At 72.1% G+C, this 18062-nt stretch carries 14 protein-coding genes and 1 riboswitch; of the genes, 9 read left to right on the top strand and 5 right to left on the bottom strand.

What is annotated here, in order from left to right:
* Nucleotides 1-12 precede the first annotated feature (12 nt).
* From DEJ43_RS27640 to DEJ43_RS27655, 4 genes are all read left to right on the top strand, one after another.
* Complete coding sequence (locus tag DEJ43_RS27640; protein ID WP_015036685.1) at nucleotides 13-1227, top strand: sensor histidine kinase; 1215 nt, start codon at nucleotides 13-15, stop codon at nucleotides 1225-1227.
* Nucleotides 1224-1973: a response regulator gene (locus DEJ43_RS27645; RefSeq protein WP_015036686.1), complete on the top strand. Its 750-nt coding sequence runs from the start codon at nucleotides 1224-1226 to the stop codon at nucleotides 1971-1973. The genes DEJ43_RS27640 and DEJ43_RS27645 overlap by 4 nt, the downstream gene beginning before the upstream one ends.
* 98 nt (nucleotides 1974-2071) lie before the next feature.
* A complete protein-coding gene (locus tag DEJ43_RS27650) occupies nucleotides 2072-2569 on the top strand; it encodes a DUF485 domain-containing protein (protein WP_015036687.1) in 498 nt (165 codons plus the stop codon).
* On the top strand, nucleotides 2566-4158 hold the full coding sequence (locus DEJ43_RS27655) for a solute symporter family protein (protein ID WP_015036688.1): 1593 nt from the start codon (nucleotides 2566-2568) through the stop codon (nucleotides 4156-4158). Before DEJ43_RS27650 ends, DEJ43_RS27655 begins: the two co-directional genes overlap by 4 nt.
* A gap of 43 nt (nucleotides 4159-4201) precedes the next feature.
* Here DEJ43_RS27655 and DEJ43_RS27660 read toward each other — a convergent pair whose 3' ends face one another.
* Nucleotides 4202-4894 carry a DUF7342 family protein gene (locus DEJ43_RS27660; protein ID WP_041664251.1) on the bottom strand — a complete coding sequence of 231 codons (693 nt, stop codon included), beginning with the start codon at nucleotides 4892-4894 and terminating at the stop codon, nucleotides 4202-4204.
* A gap of 41 nt (nucleotides 4895-4935) precedes the next feature.
* Nucleotides 4936-6609 carry a sensor histidine kinase gene (locus DEJ43_RS38615; protein WP_015036690.1) on the bottom strand — a complete coding sequence of 558 codons (1674 nt, stop codon included), beginning with the start codon at nucleotides 6607-6609 and terminating at the stop codon, nucleotides 4936-4938.
* A 124-nt stretch (nucleotides 6610-6733) separates the two neighbouring features.
* Between DEJ43_RS38615 and DEJ43_RS27670 the strand changes: the two genes are divergently transcribed.
* Nucleotides 6734-7822 (top strand): CobW family GTP-binding protein, encoded by a 1089-nt coding sequence (locus DEJ43_RS27670; protein WP_041662970.1) that lies wholly within the window; start codon nucleotides 6734-6736, stop codon nucleotides 7820-7822.
* Nucleotides 7823-7928: 106 nt separating this feature from the next.
* Here DEJ43_RS27670 and DEJ43_RS27675 read toward each other — a convergent pair whose 3' ends face one another.
* Both DEJ43_RS27675 and DEJ43_RS27680 read right to left on the bottom strand, forming a co-directional pair.
* Complete coding sequence (locus tag DEJ43_RS27675) at nucleotides 7929-9782, bottom strand: DUF262 domain-containing protein (RefSeq protein WP_041662971.1); 1854 nt, start codon at nucleotides 9780-9782, stop codon at nucleotides 7929-7931.
* A gap of 282 nt (nucleotides 9783-10064) precedes the next feature.
* Nucleotides 10065-12524, bottom strand: a complete 2460-nt coding sequence (locus DEJ43_RS27680) for a DNA gyrase/topoisomerase IV subunit A (RefSeq protein ID WP_015036693.1) — start codon at nucleotides 12522-12524, stop codon at nucleotides 10065-10067.
* 181 nt (nucleotides 12525-12705) lie between these two features.
* On the opposite strand from DEJ43_RS27680, the gene DEJ43_RS27685 reads away from it, so the two are divergent.
* From DEJ43_RS27685 to DEJ43_RS27700, 4 genes are all read left to right on the top strand, one after another.
* Complete coding sequence (locus DEJ43_RS27685) at nucleotides 12706-14064, top strand: M16 family metallopeptidase (RefSeq protein ID WP_041662972.1); 1359 nt, start codon at nucleotides 12706-12708, stop codon at nucleotides 14062-14064.
* A gap of 26 nt (nucleotides 14065-14090) precedes the next feature.
* The gene (locus DEJ43_RS27690) at nucleotides 14091-15458 is read left to right on the top strand and encodes a M16 family metallopeptidase (RefSeq protein WP_069202175.1); all 1368 of its coding nucleotides are present in this window, start codon (nucleotides 14091-14093) and stop codon (nucleotides 15456-15458) included.
* Between the two features lie 200 nt (nucleotides 15459-15658).
* Nucleotides 15659-15823: riboswitch (cyclic di-AMP (ydaO/yuaA leader) on the top strand.
* Between the two features lie 13 nt (nucleotides 15824-15836).
* Nucleotides 15837-16607 carry a M23 family metallopeptidase gene (locus tag DEJ43_RS27695; protein WP_015036696.1) on the top strand — a complete coding sequence of 257 codons (771 nt, stop codon included), beginning with the start codon at nucleotides 15837-15839 and terminating at the stop codon, nucleotides 16605-16607.
* 201 nt (nucleotides 16608-16808) lie between these two features.
* Nucleotides 16809-17492: a GntR family transcriptional regulator gene (locus DEJ43_RS27700; RefSeq protein ID WP_015036697.1), complete on the top strand. Its 684-nt coding sequence runs from the start codon at nucleotides 16809-16811 to the stop codon at nucleotides 17490-17492.
* A 257-nt stretch (nucleotides 17493-17749) separates the two neighbouring features.
* Here the strand turns inward: DEJ43_RS27700 and DEJ43_RS27705 are convergent, their stop codons facing one another.
* The gene (locus DEJ43_RS27705) at nucleotides 17750-18031 is read right to left on the bottom strand and encodes an HPr family phosphocarrier protein (RefSeq protein ID WP_015036698.1); all 282 of its coding nucleotides are present in this window, start codon (nucleotides 18029-18031) and stop codon (nucleotides 17750-17752) included.
* Nucleotides 18032-18062 lie beyond the last annotated feature (31 nt).

The following is an 18062-nucleotide window of genomic DNA, read 5'->3' on the forward strand; positions in this document are numbered from 1 at the left end:
AGGGGGACAGGCATGAACGACAAGCCCGAGCGGGCGGATTCGAGGACGGGCACGGCCCAGGGGAGCTCCTGGCGCGCCTGGCCCTCGCGGGAGGCGCTGACCCGGGTCGGGGTGCCCCGGGGCCGGATCGTCCTGGACTACAGCATGATCACGGCCCTGAGCGCCGTGGTGCTCGCCGGCTGCTACACCTCGGGAGTGTTCGGCGGCTGGTACGCGCCCTTGCCGCCGCTCGGCTTCGGGCTCTGCGTGGCGGCTGCCCTCGGATACCACCACACGACCCTCGACCACCGGCTCGCGCCGTCGCTGGGGCTCCTCGGGCTGATATCTCTCTGCGGCCTCGGGGCCTACGCGGCCGGGGCGCCGACGTCGGCCACCGTCATGTGGATACTCGTCGCGATCACGGCGATGGAACGACTGCCGCTGCCCTTCGGCCTGGCCGCCGTGGCCGTCCTCGTCCCCGGCTTCGTGGAGGCCGACGAGACCGGGGTCCTGGGCGCGGGGCTCACGACCGCGGCCGTGCTGCTCGCCGGTTACTCGCTCCGGCTGGACGCCCAGGCGCGCGGTGCGGGTTTCCAGCTGCTCGCCCAGGAGCGGCTCGCCCGGGAGGCCGAGGCCGAGTCGGCCGCGCTGGCCGAGCGGGCCCGGATCGCCCGCGAGATACATGACGTGCTGGCCCACAGCCTCTCCGCCCAGATGGTGCACCTGGAGGTCGCGCGGCTCCAGATCGAGGCGGGCGCGGACCGCGGCGAGGTTCTCAAGCTCGTCACCTCGGCCCGCTCCATGGCCAGGGAGGGGCTCGCCGAGACCCGGCACGCCCTGTCGGCGCTGCGCGGGGATATGGTGCCCGTCGAGGACTACCTGCGGGAGCTCGCCCGGGAGGACCGCGCCGAGGTCGACGTCACCGGAGAGCGTCGGCAGCTGCCGGCCGAGGCCTCCCAGGCGGTGCGCCGGGTCGCGCAGGAGGCGCTGACGAATGTGCGCAAGCACGCCCCGGGCGCCCGGACGCGGATCCGGTTCGCCTACGAAGTGGATGCGATCTCCCTGGAGATACGTGACTCCGGGCCACCTCCCGCAGCGGATGACGGGCGAGGTGCGGATGGCCTCGGCTCGTCCGGCTCCGGGTACGGGCTGCTCGGGATGAGGGAGCGGGCCGAGCTGCTCGGCGGCAGCCTGGACGCGGGGCCGGACGGAGCGGGGTTCGCCGTGCGGCTGCGGGTGCCGGCATGAGCGCCGACGAGAGCGCCCGCGAGAGCGCCAACGAGAGCGCCCACGAGGGGGATCGTGTGGTGCGGGTGGTGGTGGCCGACGATCAGGCCGTGGTGCGGGAGGGGATCGTGATGCTGCTCGGGCTGCTGCCCGGGGTCGAGGTCGTCGGAGCCGCCCGGGACGGCGAGGAGGCGGTGGCGCTGACCGCCGAACTCGCGCCCGACGTGGTCCTGATGGACCTGCGGATGCCGCGGTGCGACGGCGTCGAGGCCACCCGCCGGATCCGTGAGCGGCACCCCGGGACCGAGATCGTGGTGCTCACCACCTACGGCGACGACGACTCGCTGTTCCCGGCGCTGCGGGCCGGGGCGCGGGGGTACCTCACCAAGGACGCCGGCGGGGAGGAGATCGTACGGGCGCTGCGGGACGTGACCGACGGGCGGGCGGGGCTGTCGCCCGCCGTGCAGCGGCGGTTGCTGGACCAGCTGGTGGAGGGGGCCGGGCGGCAGGAGAGCCCGGTCGCCGCGGAGGGTGCGGCGGCTTCGTCGGGGGACGGGCTCACGGAGCGGGAGACGGAGGTGCTGGTGCTCGTCGCCGACGGGTTGTCCAACCAGGAGATCGCCGGGCGGCTGCGGATCTCCACGGCGACGGTGAAGACCCATATCAACAATCTCTTCGCCAAGACGGGGGTGCGGGACCGGGCGCAAGCCGTGCGGTACGCATATCAGCACGGTCTGGTCAGGGCACCCGGGCGAAGAGTCACCTGATGGGGTGAACCGGGAGAGGAGAAGAGTCCGGGATCTTCCCGCTCTGTCCATCCTTGGGCACGCGGCCGAAACGGTTCGCTGACAAGGAGAGTTGGCCGGTGGAGCAGGTGGACAAGCAGGAGGGTCTCGACGCTTCGGCGAGGCGGGTCGACGACCCCTGGAGCGACGCGGATCTCGGGCACGGGGCCTTCGGCCCGGGCGAGCCGGCGGCGGCCGGGGCAAGCGGCGACGGTCGTCCCGGCGCGGTGCCGCGGCAGCGGGTCCACAGCACGGCGGAGATCTACCTGGAGGTGCAGCGGAGCCCTGCCTTCCAGGAAGTCCGCAGCCGCTACCGACGGTTCGTCTTCCCGGCCGCCCTGGCCTTCCTGCTCTGGTACCTCGCCTATGTCGTGGCGGCGACCGCCGCGCCCGGACTCATGGCCCGGCCGGTGGCCGGAGCGGTGAACGTGGCGATGGTGGCGGGGCTCGGGCAGTTCCTCACCACCTTCCTGCTGACCTGGGCCTACGCCCGGCACGCGCGGCTGCGCAGGGACCACGCCGCACTCGAACTGCGCTGGGACACGCAGGAGATGACCCGAGGGGTGGGGCGGTCGTGACGAGAGACCACCAGACCCTGGCGCTCGTGCTGTTCAGCGTCTTCATCGCCGTCACGCTGGGGATCACCACGTGGGTGAGTCGCAAGCGGCACGGATCGGCGGAGGAGTTCTATGCCGGGGGCAGGCTGTTCTCGCCCCTGGAGAACGGGTTCGCCATCGCCGGCGACTACATGTCGGCGGCCTCCTTCCTCGGCATCTCGGGGCTGATCGCCCTCTACGGCTACGACGGCATGCTGTACTCCGTCGGATTCCTCGTCGCCTGGCTCGTGGTGCTGCTGCTCGTGGCCGAACTGGTCCGCAACTGCGGACGGTTCACCCTGGCCGACGTCGTCGCCGCGCGGATGGCGGAGCGCCCGGTGCGGATCGCCGCCGGGACGTCCTCGGTGGCCGTGTCCGTGCTGTACCTCGTGGCCCAGATGGTGGGCGCCGGAAGCCTCGTCGCGCTGCTGCTCGGCGGCAGCAGCGAGGCGGCCCGGTCGTGGACGGTGATCGGCGTCGGCGCACTGATGGTGATCTACGTGTCGCTCGGCGGCATGCGGGCCACGACCTGGATCCAGATCGTCAAGGCGGTCCTGCTCATGGCGGGCACGATCGCGCTGACGGTCCTCGTCCTGCTCCGCTTCCACGGCGATGTGAACAGCCTGCTCGCCACCGCAGCCGAACGCAGCGGTCACGGAAGGGACTTCCTCGCCCCCGGCCTCCGCTACGGAGGGGACTGGACGTCCCGGCTCGACTTCATCAGCCTCGGCCTCGCCCTGGTCCTCGGCACGGCGGGACTGCCCCACATCCTGTCGCGCTTCTACACCGTGCCCACCGCCCGCGCCGCGCGCCGCTCCGTCGTCTGGTCCATCGGACTCATCGGCAGCTTCTACCTCATGACCATCGTGCTGGGGTTCGGCGCGGCGGCCCTGATCGGCTCCGACGCCGTTCGCGCCTCCAACGCCTCGGGGAACACCGCCGTCCCGCTGCTCGCCCTCGACCTCGGCGGCGGCGCGGGCTCCACCGGTGGCACCGTGCTCTTCGCGGTCGTCGCCGCGGTGGCCTTCGCGACCATCCTCGCCGTCGTCGCCGGGATCACCCTCGCCTCCTCGGCCTCCGTCGCCCACGACCTGTACGCCTCGCTGCGCAGGCGGCACGCGAAGCAGTACAGCGAGGTCACCGTGGCACGGGTGGCGGCGGCGGGGATCGGAGCGGCGGCCATCGGGCTCGGGCTGCTGGCCCGCGATCTCAACGTGGCGTTCCTCGTCGGCCTCGCCTTCGCCGTCGCGGCCTCCGCCAATCTGCCGGTGCTGCTCTACTCCCTGTTCTGGCGGAAGTTCACCACACGGGGCGCGGTGTGGTCGGTGTACGGCGGGCTGCTCCCCGCCGTGCTCCTGGTCGTGGTCTCGCCGGTCGTCTCCGGCAGCCCGGAGTCGTTGTTCCCCGGCGTCGACTTCCACCTCTTCCCGCTGCAGAACCCGGGGGCGGTCTCCATTCCGCTGGGCTTCCTCGCCGGCTGGCTCGGGACGGTCACCTCGACCGAGCCGCCTGACGAGGCCCGCCACGCCGAGACCGAGGTCCGCGCGCTGACCGGCGCCGGAGCCGTCTGAGGGCCCCACAGGGCCGACACTCGTCCGACGGACCTTTCCGGCCTCAGACGGTCGGTGGTGAGGTCGCCGCCCAGGCGTAGCGGTGCTCGGGACGGCCCGTCTCGCCGTAGCGGAGGGAGAGACGGACGCGGCCGGTGCGTTCGAGAAGCTTGAGGTAGCGCTGGGCCGTCTGGCGGCTGACACCGGACCGCTCCGCGATCTCCTGTGCGGACAGCGGGCCGTCGGCGGCGAGCAGCACCTGCCGGACCAGTTCGGCCGTGGTGGGGGAGTGGCCCTTCGGCAGGTCGGGGGCGACGGCGCCCGCCGCCAGGACCCCGAAGATCCGGTCCACCTCGGCCTGCTCCGCCTCGCCCCCGCTCTCCAGGGCGCGGCGCAGCGTCGCGTACGCCTCCAGCTTGGCGCGCAGCCCGGCGAAGTTGAACGGCTTGACCAGGTACTGGAGGGCCCCGTGCCGCATCGCTGCCTGCACCGTGGCCACGTCTCGGGCCGCCGTCACCATGATCACGTCGCACTGGTGGCCGCGTGCGCGGAGCTCCCGTACCGCCGCGAGACCGTTCTCGTCCGGCAGGTAGTGGTCGAGCAGGATCAGATCCACCGGCTGTCCGTCCAGGGCGGCGAGGGCCTCGGCGGTCGAGTGGGCGGTGGCGACGACGCGGAAGCCGGGCACCTTGGCGACATAGGCGGCGTTGATCCGGGCGACCCGGACGTCGTCGTCGACGACCAGCACATCGATCACCGTGCTCGCCGTGCTCCTCGTGCTCGCCGGGTTCAGCGCGCTCATCGGGCCTCCTCGGCGGGCTCGGGCCGCGGCTCCCAGGCCTCGGCCGGCTCGGCCAGCGCGTCCGGGAGGACGACGGTGAACTCGGCGCCCCCTTCGGGACCGTCGGCCACGCGGGCCGTGCCTCCCCGGCGCTCGGCGAGCCGGCGGACCAGGGCCAGGCCGAGGCCGCGCTTCCCGTGGGACGGGAGCGCCTTCGTCGTCCAGCCCTCGGTGAAGATCAGCTCGCGGCGCTCCTCAGGGACACCCGGGCCGCTGTCCGTGACCCGCAGCACGACCGTACGGCCCTCGGTGCGGAACGAGACGTCGATGCGGGCGCCGGGGGTGCCCGCGACGGCGTCCAGGGCGTTGTCGACCAGGTTGCCGACCACGGTGACCAGCTCACGAGGGTCGACGAGCCGGTCGGGAAGCAGCGAGTCCGGGGCGAGCCGCAGCGAGACGCCCCGCTCGGCGGCGACGGTGGCCTTGCCGACGAGGAGCGCCGCGAGCAGCGGGTCGTGGACCTTCTCCGTGACCTGCTCGGCGGTGGCCCGGTGCACGCCCACCACCTCGGTGACGAACTCGACCGCCTCCTCGTGCATCTCGAGCTCCAGAAGCCCGAGGAGGGTGTGCATGCGGTTGGCGTGCTCGTGGTCCTGGGCGCGCAGGGCGTCGATCAGACCCCGCGTGGAGTCCAGTTCGCGCCCGAGCCGCTCCAGCTCGGTGCGGTCCCGGAGGGTCGCCACGGCGCCGCCGTCGTCGGTCGGCATCCGGTTGGCGATCAGCACCCGGTGCCCCCGCACGGTGAGCAGGTCGTCACCGGTCACCCGCCCCGCGAGGACGTCGGCGGTACGGCCCCGGCCGAGGACCTCGTCGAGCGGCCGGCCCGCCGCTTCGGGGCCGAGGCCGAGGAGGCGCTGGGCCTCGTCGTTCATGAGCCGTACGGAGCCGTTGCGGTCCAGGGCCACGACGCCCTCGCGGATGCCGTGCAGCATGGCCTCGCGTTCGGCGAGGAGGGCGGAGATGTCGGAGAAGGCCAGGTCGTGGGTCTGCCGCTGGAGCCGCCGGGAGATCAGATAGGCGGCCAGGGCCCCTGCCGCGAGCGCCCCGCCCGCGTAGGCCAGGAGGCCCGGGATGGCGGCGAGGAGCCGGTCGCGGACGCTGTCGTACTCGATGCCGACCGAGACCGCGCCGACGATCCGCCCGTCCGCGTCACGCAGCGGCGTCTTGCCGCGCGCCGAGCGGCCGAGGGTGCCGCTGTCGATCTCCATCACCTCGTGCCCGGCGAGGACGTCGCTGGGGTCGGTGGAGACGCGCCGGCCGATCTGGGCGGGGTCGGTGTGGGACCAGCGGACCCCTCGGGTGTCCATGACCACGACGTACTCGGCGCCGGTGGAGGTCCGGATCCGCTCCGCCTCCGTCTGCACCGGGCCCCGCGCGGACGGCGGGGTGCCGGTGAGGTCGGCGGCGAGCCGGGGCGACGCGGTGGTTCCCGCGATGGCCAGGGCCCGGCGCATGGCCTGGTCGTCGAGCTGGGCGCTGAGCGGGGCGAGGAAGAGCCCGGTGGCGAGGACGGTCACGCCGGTCGCGATGGCCAGCTGCATCAGCAGGACCTGCGAGAACACCCGCTGCGGCCAGCCGAACCGCCGACGGCGCGCGAGGGGGCGCGCGGGGCCGGTGTGTGCGGGGTTCATGCCGGCAAAGGTAAGCGGCCGCGCCCCGCGACCGGAAATGGCGGGCGGCACGGCTGTCGGTCCGGGTGCCTATTCTGGGGGTTTCCCACGGCCGTGGGTCGCGAAGGAACCGGAGGTACGTCCCTTGACCACGCAGCAGATCCCCGTCGTCGTCCTGGCCGGGTTTCTCGGGGCCGGGAAGACCACACTCCTCAACCACCTGCTGCGCAGCTCCCGGGGGACCCGTATCGGAGTCATGGTCAACGACTTCGGCGACATCGGCATCGACGCGATGAGGATCGCCGGGCAGGTCGGCTCGACCGTCTCGCTGGGCAACGGCTGCCTGTGCTGCGCGGTCGACGCGAGCGAGCTGGACGAGTACCTGGAGGTGCTCACCCGCCCGGAGTCCCGGCTCGACGTGATCGTGATCGAGGCGAGCGGCCTCGCGGAACCGCAGGAGCTCGTGCGCATGGTGCTCGCCAGCGAGAACGAGCGGATCGTGTACGGAGGCCTGGTCCAGGTCGTCGACGCGGCGGAGTTCTCCGCCACCCGGGAGCGGCACCCCGAGACCGACCGGCACCTCCCGATCGCCGACCTCGTGGTCGTGAACAAGACCGACCGCGTCTCCGCCGCCGAGCTGCTCGCCGTCCGCGAGGCGGTGGGGGAGCTGGCCGGGAAGGCCGTCGTGGTCGACGCGCGGCACGGGCGGATCGACCCCGAGCTGCTGTTCGACCGGGTGGTCCCGGAGGGGGAGATCGAGGGGCAGATGTCCATCGAGGACATCCTGTACGGCGAGGAGGACGGCGACGGAGACGGCGACAGCGACGGCATGGGCGGCGCGCACGCCCACCACCACCCGCACGCGAGCTACGAGACCGTCTCCCTGACAGCCGCGAGCCCGCTCCACCCGCGCCGCCTGATGGCCTTCCTCGACGGGCGGCCCGAAGGCCTGTACCGGATCAAGGGCTTCGTCGACTTCGGCAGCGCGGACCCGGACAACCGCTACACCGTCCACGCCGTCGGCCGTTTCCTGCGCTTCTACCCCGAGCGGTGGCCCGAGGGCGAGGAGCGGCTCACCCAGCTCGTCCTCATCGGCTCCGGCATCGACGCGGCGCGGCTGCGCAAGGAGCTGGGCGAGTGCGAGCGGACCGGCCCGCAGGACACCCCCGACGAGAGCAGCATGTGGGGCGTCCTGCGGTACGTACAGCACTCGGAGGACGAGGAGCCGTCCTGATCCCCGCGTTCGGCCGAGGCCCTGACCGGGCCGCATCCCCGCCGCCGTCCGGATGACCTGATCAGGCCGGACGAGCTGCCGGCCGGGGCGGCCTGCCTCGGCCGGGTCAGAAGACCTCCGCGAGCTCCGCCGCCTCCAGGGCCTCCACCTCGGCCTCGTCCAGCACGGGAGCGGCCTCCGTGCCGTCGTCCACGATGACCTTGCCCATCTCGGCCGAGATCCGCGCGAGCAGGGCGGCCTTCCGGGCCGCGAGGAACGACGTGAAGTCGTCGGCCTCCATCAGCTCCGGCGCGGCGAGGTGCGAGCGGATGTGGCCGTGGACCACCTCGGGCGTCGACTCGGCGCTCTTCGCCAGTTTCACCAGGTAGTCGGAGGGCGCGCTGCCGCCGATGATCCGGTTGGTACGGGCGGTCAGCGGGGTCTTGTTGATGATGGAGTTGTAGCGCCCCGGGTCCTCGCCCGCCCCCTGGCACCAGGCCTTGGGGAAGATGTGGTGGATGTCGATGGACTCGTCGAAGTACGCGGTGATCTCGGCCTTCTCGCCGGTACGCCAGTCCATGGCACCGGCCTTGAGCAGCAGTGCGTAGATGCCCTTGTACGCGGCGCTGTTCCGGGTCCGCAGCGTCAGGAGCCGGCCGGGCGCGAACTGCGCCGCCTCGACGGTGCGGGGTTCGCCCGAGGTGCCCCGGATCCAGCCGACGACGTCCGGCAGGTCGTGGCTGAAGCGCGTCTCGGTCGAGCCGCCGTACAGCTCTCCGAAGACCCCGCACCAGTACCAGCGGGCGAGCTTGTGCTGCGCTCCGGCGCTCTGCGCGTCCTGGCCGGCGAGGCTCAGGATCGCCGCGAGCGGGATGAGCTGGGTGCCGTACGGCAGGAACTTGGTGTCGAAGACGAACTGCTGGTGCAGGAACTTCGCCGCCTGCTTGAAGCCCTGGACGACCAGGGGCGCGAACCGCACGAACTCGTCGAGCCGGAGTTCCAGCATGTCCTTGCGCTTGCAGCCGACGCGCGGAAGGCGGTCCTCCGCCACCCCGCGTGCCATGGCGTCCTCACTTCGGGCGGCGGTGGCGAGCAGGGTCACCGACTGGAGGAAGTCCGTGTTCGACACGTCCTTGAGGATGCGGTACTCCGGCGCCTGCCAGGCGGCCTTGACCTCCTTCTCCCAGTGCCGCCTGAGGTCGAACTCGTCCGCCGCGAAGGTGGCGGTGAGCAGCTCGAAGACGGTGAGGGAGACGCCGCCGGTGTTGACGTTCTCGAAGACCTGGCAGACGGCCTGCCGGGCGGTGTTGCGGCCGAGGGAGATGACGGGGACCTGGTAGTGGGCGAAGGGCTTGAGGAACGCCTTGTCGAACTCCTTCCAGAGGAGCCGCTTCTCCTTGCCGAGATCCCAGTACTCCTCGAAGTCCGACTCCCACTGGTCGGGATCGAGAGCACAGCTCAGCGGGAAGAAGTGGGCCTCGCACTCCTTGTCCCGGCTGGACAGGTCCCGAGTGACCTCGCCACGGAAGTTGCGGACGATCCTGTCCTCGGGCAGGAAGTGGATCGCGTCCTCCCGGTCCGTCTGCCCGTCCAGGACCGCGCGCATGTCGACGTAGAACCAGCCCGACACCCGGTGCTTGCGCAGGTCCTGGGTGATCACCGGGTCGCCCAGCTTGATCGACTGGAAGAGCGAGGTGAGGCGCTGCTGGCCGTCGAGGACCAGCGTCTCCGGCTCGGTGCCCGGAGGCGGGGTCGCGCCCTCGATCGGCCGGTGCTTGAACCGGACGTCCCCGCCGGACTGCAGGGTCATCACGGTGCCGACCGGGAACCCCTGCGACACGGACGCGAGCAACGCGGTGATGTTCGGATGGGGCCACACCCAGCCCCGCTGGAACTCGGGGAGCTGCGCCCTGCCGTCCTCGACCTGCCGGAGCAGATCGCGGAGCGGGCGCTTGTCGATGCTGAATGCTTCGTCCGTCAACGCGGCCATCCTTCACTCGGCGTCAGACGTGCCGGAGCAGCCCCCCGGCCGGTCACGGGCCCGAGGCTACCCGGCGGCCGCGAGGCCCGTCCGGCGCTCCCGCGAGGCGAGGCCCCGTCCGTCAGGCGGTCCCGTGGGACGAGACGCCGCCCGTCCGGGGGCACACGACGCGAGACCCCGTCCGTCAGGCGGTCTGCCTGGCGGACGGGGTCTCGTCCTGTGATCAGCCGTCAGCCGTCAGCCGTCAGCCGTCAGCCGTCGGCGCTCGGTCCTCCGTCGGGGCTAGCTCGGCGCGCTCGCCACCACGTCCACCGGCTTCGGCAGCGGGGTGCCCGAGCCGTCGCGGCGCGGGTCGACCTCCGGGAGGTTCACCGGGGCGCCGGACTTCTGGGCGGCGCGGGCCGGAGTCGTGCCGGCCCAGGCAAGGAGCAGGACGTCCTCGCCCTTCAGGAAGCGCTGGCAGCGGACGCCGCCGGTGGCGCGGCCCTTGCGGGGGTACTGGTCGAAGGGCGTCAGCTTCGCCGACGTGGCAGCCGAGCCGTCGAGGGTTCCCGTGGAGCCCGCGACGGTGAAGACCACGGCGTCCGCCGCCGGGTCGACCGCCGTGAACGAGATCACGTCCGCGCCCGCCGACAGCTTGACGCCCGCCATGCCGCCGGCCGGCCGGCCCTGGGGCCGTACCTGCGCGGCCGGGTAGCGCAGCAGCTGGGCGTCCGAGGTGATGAAGACCAGATCCTCGTCGCCCGTACGGAGCTCGGTCGCGCCGACGATCCGGTCACCGTCCTTGAGGGTGATGACCTCCAGCTCGTCCTTGTTCGCCGGGTAGTCCGGGACCACGCGCTTCACCACGCCCTGGAGGGTGCCGAGGGCGAGCCCGGGCGAGGCCTCGTCGAGCGTGGTGAGGCAGACGACGGTCTCGTCCGCCTCCAGGGACAGGAACTCGGAGAGGGGCGCGCCGCCGGCCAGGTTCGGGGCGGACGCGGTGTCCGGGAGCTGCGGCAGGTCGATGACGGCGATCCGCAGCAGCCGTCCGCCGGAGGTCACGGCGCCGATGTCACCGCGCTGGGTGGCGGCCACCGACGACAGGATCACGTCGTGCTTGGCACGGGCCGCGTCCGGGTCGACCGGGGGCAGCTCCGCCGTCGCCGTACGCGCGAGGAGTCCGGTGGAGGAGAGCAGCACCCGGCACGGGTCGTCCGCGACCTCCAGGGACACGGCCGCGACGGGCGCGCCCGCCGACTCCAGCAGGACCGTACGCCGGTCCGTGGCGAACTTCTTGGCGACCGCGGCCAGTTCCGCCGAGACCAGCTTGCGCAGCTCGGCGTCGGATTCCAGGATGCCGGTCAGCTCGTCGATCTCGCCGTTGAGCCGGTTCTGCTCGGTCTCCAGCTCGATCCGGTCGAACTTGGTGAGGCGGCGCAGCGGGGTGTCCAGGATGTACTGCGTCTGGATCTCGCTCAGCGAGAAGCGCTCCATCAGGCGCTCCTTGGCCTGGGCGGAGTTCTCGCTCTCGCGGATGAGGCGGATGACCTCGTCGATGTCGAGCAGGGCGACGAGGAGGCCCTCGACCAGGTGGAGCCGGTCCCGCTTCTTGGTGCGGCGGAACTCGGAGCGGCGCCGGACGACCTCGAAGCGGTGGTCGAGGTAGACCTCCAGCAGCTCCTTGAGGCCGAGGGTGAGCGGCTGGCCGTCGACCAGTGCCACGTTGTTGATGCCGAAGGACTCCTCCATCGGCGTCAGCTTGTAGAGCTGCTCCAGGACGGCCTCGGGCACGAAACCGTTCTTGATCTCGATGACCAGGCGCAGCCCGTGGTTGCGGTCGGTGAGGTCCTTGACGTCCGCGATGCCCTGGAGCTTCTTGGAGCCGACGAGGTCCTTGATCTTGGAGATGACCTTCTCGGGGCCGACCGTGAAGGGCAGCTCGGTCACGACGATGCCCTTGCGGCGCGCCGTCACCGTCTCCACGCTCGTCGTGGCGCGGATCTTGAACGAGCCGCGGCCCGACTCGTACGCGTCCTTGATGCCGGACAGGCCGACGATCCGGCCGCCGGTCGGCAGGTCGGGACCGGGCACGAAGCGCATCAGCGTCTCGAGGTCGGCGTGCGGGTGGCGGATCAGGTGGCGGGCGGCCGCGATGACCTCGCCGAGGTTGTGCGGGGGCATGTTGGTCGCCATGCCGACCGCGATGCCGGAGGCGCCGTTGACCAGGAGGTTCGGGTAGGCGGCGGGCAGCGCCACCGGCTCCTGCTCCTGGCCGTCGTAGTTCGGCGCGAAGTCGACCGTGTCCTCGTCGATGGACTCGGTCATGAGCAGCGCGGCCGGGGCCATCCGCGACTCGGTGTACCGCATGGCGGCGGGCGGGTCGTCGTTGCCCAGGGAGCCGAAGTTGCCGTGGCCGTCGACGAGCGGGAGGCGCATGGAGAACGGCTGCGCCATGCGGACCATCGCGTCGTAGATGGACGCGTCGCCGTGCGGGTGCAGCTTGCCCATCACCTCGCCGACGACACGGGCGCACTTGACGAAGCCGCGGTCGGGGCGGAGCCCCATCTCGCCCATCTGGTAGACGATGCGGCGCTGGACGGGCTTCATGCCGTCGCGGGCGTCCGGCAGGGCACGCGAGTAGATCACCGAGTACGCGTACTCGAGGAAGGAGCCCTGCATCTCGTCGACGACGTCGATGTCGAGGATTCGCTCCTCGAACGCGTCGTCCGGCGGCGGTGTCTTCGTGCTGCGGCGGGCCATCGCGGCTGCGGCTCCTTCACCAACAAGGTTGATCTGACGCGGACCATTGTGGACCGTGCCACCGACAACGCCGACCGCGACCCGGAAGAGGGACATCTCCGGGGGACGGGAACTTCGCCAGGTGTCGGCGCGCTTGCATACAGTGGCAGGACTTTTTCACATCGCGATCGAAGGGACGTACATGCCCATGGGTCACACGGCCACGGCCGAGGCCGGCTCCGGCGGCCTGACAGCGACCGAGCACCGGTTGGCGAACGGCCTGCGTGTGGTGCTCTCGGAGGACCACCTGACCCCGGTCGCCGCGGTCTGCCTCTGGTACGACGTCGGCTCGCGTCACGAGGTCCCGGGCCGCACGGGCCTCGCCCACCTCTTCGAGCACCTGATGTTCCAGGGCTCGAAGCAGGTCCACGGCAACGGGCACTTCGAGCTCGTGCAGGGCGCGGGCGGTTCGCTCAACGGCACGACGAGCTTCGAGCGCACCAACTACTTCGAGACCATGCCCACCCACCAGCTGGAGCTCGCGCTCTGGCTGGAGGCCGACCGCATGGGCTCGCTGCTCGCCGCCCTGGACGAAGAGTCCATGGAGAACCAGCGGGACGTCGTCAAGAACGAGCGCCGCCAGCGCTACGACAACGTGCCGTACGGCACCGCCTTCGAGAAGCTGACCGCCCTCGCCTACCCGGAGGGCCACCCGTACCACCACACGCCGATCGGCTCCATGGCCGACCTGGACGCGGCGACCCTGGAGGACGCGCGGAACTTCTTCCGCACGTACTACGCCCCGAACAACGCGGTCCTCTCGGTCGTCGGCGACATCGACCCCGAGCAGACCCTCGCCTGGATCGAGAAGTACTTCGGCTCCATCCCCGGCCACGACGGCAAGCCCGCCCCGCGCCCGGGCGACCTGCCCGAGATCATCGGCGAGCAGCTGCGCGAGGTCGTCGAGGAGGAGGTCCCGGCCCGCGCGCTGATGGCCGCCTACCGGCTGCCGCACGACGGCACGCGCGCGTGCGACGCCGCCGACCTGGCCCTGACGGTGCTCGGCGGCGGCGAGTCCTCCCGGCTGCACAACCGCCTGGTCCGCCGTGACCGTACGGCCGTCGCCGCCGGCTTCGGCCTGCTGAGGCTCGCCGGGGCGCCCTCGCTCGGCTGGCTGGACGTGAAGACCTCCGGGGGTGTCGAGGTCCCGCAGATCGAAGCCGCCGTCGACGAGGAGCTCGCCCGGTTCGCCGCCGAGGGCCCCACGCCGGAGGAGATGGAGCGCGCCCAGGCCCAGTTGGAGCGGGAGTGGCTCGACCGGCTCGGCACCGTCGCGGGCCGCGCCGACGAACTGTGCCGGTACGCGGTGCTGTTCGGCGACCCGCAGCTCGCGCTGACCGCCGTCGACCGCGTCCTGGCCGTCACCGCCGACGAGGTGCGGGAGGCCGCCGCGGCCGCGCTGCGCCCCGACAACCGCGCCGTGCTGGTCTACGAGCCCCTGGCGACCGAACCGAGCGACACCGCCGAAGGCGACGAGGAAGAAGAGGGAGCGGACCAGTGACCGACGCTGCCGCGGCTTTGACGAGCATGGACTTCCACCCGCAGCCCGCGCCGGGCGTGGCCAGGCCCTGGGCCTTCCCGGCCCCGGACCGCGGGAAGCTGGACAACGGCCTGACGGTGCTGACCAGCCATCGCCCCGGTCAGCAGGTGGTGGCCGTGGAGATCTTCCTGCCGGCCCCGCTGGACGCCGAGCCCGCCGGTCTCGACGGCGTCGCCACCATCATGGCCCGCGCGCTATCCGAGGGCACGGACCAGCACAGCGCCGAGGAGTTCGCGGCCGAGCTGGAGCGCTGCGGCGCCACGCTCGACGCGCACGCCGACCACCCGGGCGTACGGGTCTCCCTGGAGGTTCCGGTCTCCCGGCTGCCCAAGGCGCTCGGTCTGGTCTCCGAGGCCCTGATCGCCCCGGCCTTCCTCGACACCGAGGTGGAGCGCCTGGTGCGCAACCGGCTCGACGAGATCCCGCACGAGACGGCCAACCCGGCCCGGCGCGCGGCCAAGCAGCTCTCCAAGGAGCTCTTCCCGGCCGAGTCGCGGATGTCCCGGCCGCGCCAGGGCACCGAGGAGACCGTCGAGGCGATCGACGCCGCCGCGGTCCGCGCCTTCTACGAGGCGCACATCCGGCCCGCCACGGCCACCGCGGTCGTCGTCGGCGACCTGACCGGCGTCGACCTGGAGAAGGTCCTCGCCGAGACGCTGGGCGCCTGGACCGGCGAGCCGGCCGAGCCGCTCCCGATGCCGCCGATCACCGCCGACGACACCGGACGGGTCGTCATCGTGGACCGTCCCGGCGCCGTCCAGACCCAGTTGCTGATCGGCCGCGTCGGGCCCGACCGACACGACAGCGTCTGGGCGGCCCAGGTCCTGGGCACGTACTGCCTCGGCGGCACCCTCACCTCGCGGCTCGACCGGGTCCTGCGCGAGGAGAAGGGCTACACGTACGGCGTGCGGGCCTTCGGCCAGGTGCTCCGCTCGGACGGCCGGGGGAACGGCGCCGCGATGCTCGCCATCAGCGGCTCCGTCGACACCCCCAACACGGGCCCGGCCCTTGACGACCTGTGGAAGGTGCTGCGGACGCTGGCCGCGGAGGGTCTGACGGACGCGGAGCGCGAGACGGCCGTGCAGAACCTCGTGGGCGTGGCGCCGCTCAAGTACGAGACCGCCGCCTCGGTCGCCGGGACGCTCGCCGACCAGGTCGAGCAGCACCTCGCGGACGACTACCAGGCCCAGTTGTACGCGCGCCTGGCCGAGACCGGCACGGTCGAGGCGACCGCCGCCGTGGTCAGCGCCTTCCCGGTGGACCGGCTCGTCACCGTGCTCGTCGGCGACGCGGCGCAGATCGCGGACCCGGTGCGGGCGCTCGGCATCGGTGAAGTGACCGTCGTGACCGGCTGATTCGGACTCCGGCACGGCCAAGGGAGGACCCCGGCGGCATGGTTCGCCGGGGTCCTCCCTTATGTCCGTATTAGCGGCAAGGGTGATCGTATGCCCTGTGGCATGTCTTACAAAAGACGCGTCTGGTTGGTGATCGGAACGCGATCCGCATAGCGTCGGTGCGTCTGTTCGTCAGTTGCACGTGCCGCAACCGCGGCATCGGACAGACATCGCCGAGTCCCCGTCAGGCGCGAGCCTGGGGAGCCGGGGACCCACACGTAGTCCCTGGGGTGAATCGGGCGCCTTCGTTTCGACGGAGGGGTCCGTAGGAGACCTTCCTGCTCCGAACCCGTCAGCTAACCCGGTAGGCGAGAGGGAAGGAAAGGAACCAGCCCCTACATGGCGTTCACCCGTGCCACCGGGAAGCATCGTGCTCCGAGCCGGATGGCGCGCCGCGGCGCGGGCATCGCCGGCGTCGCGACGCTCGCCACCACCGGCGTCATCGGAACCCTCGCCTCCCCGGCACTCGCCGCCGACGCGGACAACCGCTCCGTCGAGGACACCGGGCTCACCAAGGTGATCACCGAGGACTCCCTCGCCGACCGGCTCAACGCCCAGGCGGCCGCCCAGGAGCAGGTGGCCTTCGAGGCCGCCGCCAAGGCGAAGGCCCAGGCCGAGGCGAAGCGCAAGGCCGAGGCCCGCGCCAAGGAGATCCGCCAGGCGAAGGAGCGCGCCGCCCGTGAGGCCGAGCGCCGCCGCCTCGCCTCCTTCCAGCTCCCCGTCGAGGGCAGCTACGTGTCCACCGGCTACAAGACCGGCGGCTCGCTCTGGTCCTCCGGCAGCCACTCCGGCATCGACTTCCACGCCGCCTACGGCAGCACCGTCGTCTCCGTCGGTTCCGGCACCGTCGTCGAGGCGGGCTGGGGCGGCGCGTACGGCAACAACATCGTCATCCGGATGAACGACGGCACGTACACCCAGTACGGTCACCTCTCCTCCATCGGGGTCTCCGTCGGCCAGAGCGTCGAGCCCGGCCAGCGGATAGGCATCTCCGGCTCGACCGGCAACTCGACCGGCCCGCACCTCCACTTCGAGGCGCGCACCACCGCCGAGTACGGCTCCGACATCAACCCGATCGCGTACCTCCGCGCGCGCGGCGTCGACGTCTGATCCGAGAACATGTGTGACGGCCGCCGTGACGCGGTCGCGAAAAGCCCCGGCTCGTACTGAGCCGGGGCTTTTCTTCGGTCATCGGGCGGCCATAATCCGCTGAGGCATCGGAAATTCCGCCGCGCTGCAATAGAGTCGCAGATCTGGCGCAGAACAGGCGCCGCCCGAATTGACTCGCGCGGACCAAGGCGGAGGTCGGACATGCGCATTCCCGCGCACTCGGTATGCACGGCGATCCGGGACGACATCGTCTCCGGCGTCTTCGAGCGGGGCAGCCGGCTGACCGAGGACCAGCTCGCCCGCCGGTACGGGGTCTCCCGCGTCCCGGTCCGCGAGGCCCTGCGCACCCTGGAGTCCGAGGGCTTCGTCGTCACCCGCCGCCACGCGGGCGCCCAGGTCGCCGAGCCCACCGAGCAGGAGGCCGCCGATCTGCTGGACATGCGGGCCCTGCTCGAACCGCTGGGAGCGGCGCGGGCCGCCCAGCGGCGCACGGAAGCCCATCTCAAGGTGCTGCGCGGCCTGGTGAGGCTGGGGCAGGAGCGGGCCAGGGGCGGCGGGGGCGAGGATCTGCGCTCGCTCGGCGGCTGGTTCCACGAGACGCTCGCGCAGGCCTCCGGCAGTCCGGCCCTCACGGCGCTGCTGACCCAGCTGCGGCACAAGATCGCCTGGATGTACGCGGTGGAGCAGCCTGAACGGCCGGTGGAGGCCTGGGCGGAGCGCGGCGCGATCGTGGACGCGGTGGCGCGCGGTGACGCGGAGCGGGCGCGGACGCTGACCGCGCTGCACGCCGAGCGCGCGCTGCCGCTGCACCGCCTCAAAAGGCCGGACCGGGGGCGTGTGAGGGTTTCGCAACATGCCGTCAACACGGCGAGTGCCCGGAATTAACGCGCGCGCCGTACAAAAGAACGGGCATTCGGCCCGGTAATTCGGGCTGCCCGGAAATGGATTCCGGGAAAGCGAATGGCCGTGGTCACCGGAATTCCGGCGGCCACGGCCATTCGTCGTACGGGTGCGGGTCGGCCCGAGTCAGATCGGCCCGGGAGGCCGGCCCGGATCAGGCCGGCCGTGATCGGGTCGGCCCGGTTCGCTCGGACCTGATCAGGTCGGTCGGATCGGTTCGGGTCGGCCCGGGTCGAGCTGGGTCAGACGGTCTCGGGGAGCTCGTCCAGGCCCTCGGCGACCAGCTTCGCCAGGCGGTCCAGCGCGGCCTCGGCGCCGTCGGCCTCAGAAGCGAGGACGATCTCCTCGCCGCCCTGCGCGCCCAGGCCGAGCACCGCGAGCATGGAGGCGGCGTTCACCGGGGTGCCGTCGGACTTGGCGATCGTCACCGGAACGCCGGAAGCCGTGGCGGCACGGACGAAGATGGACGCGGGGCGGGCGTGCAGGCCCTCGGCCCAGCCGACGTTGACGCGGCGCTCAGCCATGGTGGTGCCCTTCAAGTCATAAGCGGTTGTC

This window comes from Streptomyces venezuelae ATCC 10712 (assembly GCF_008639165.1).
GTDB lineage: Bacteria > Actinomycetota > Actinomycetes > Streptomycetales > Streptomycetaceae > Streptomyces > Streptomyces venezuelae.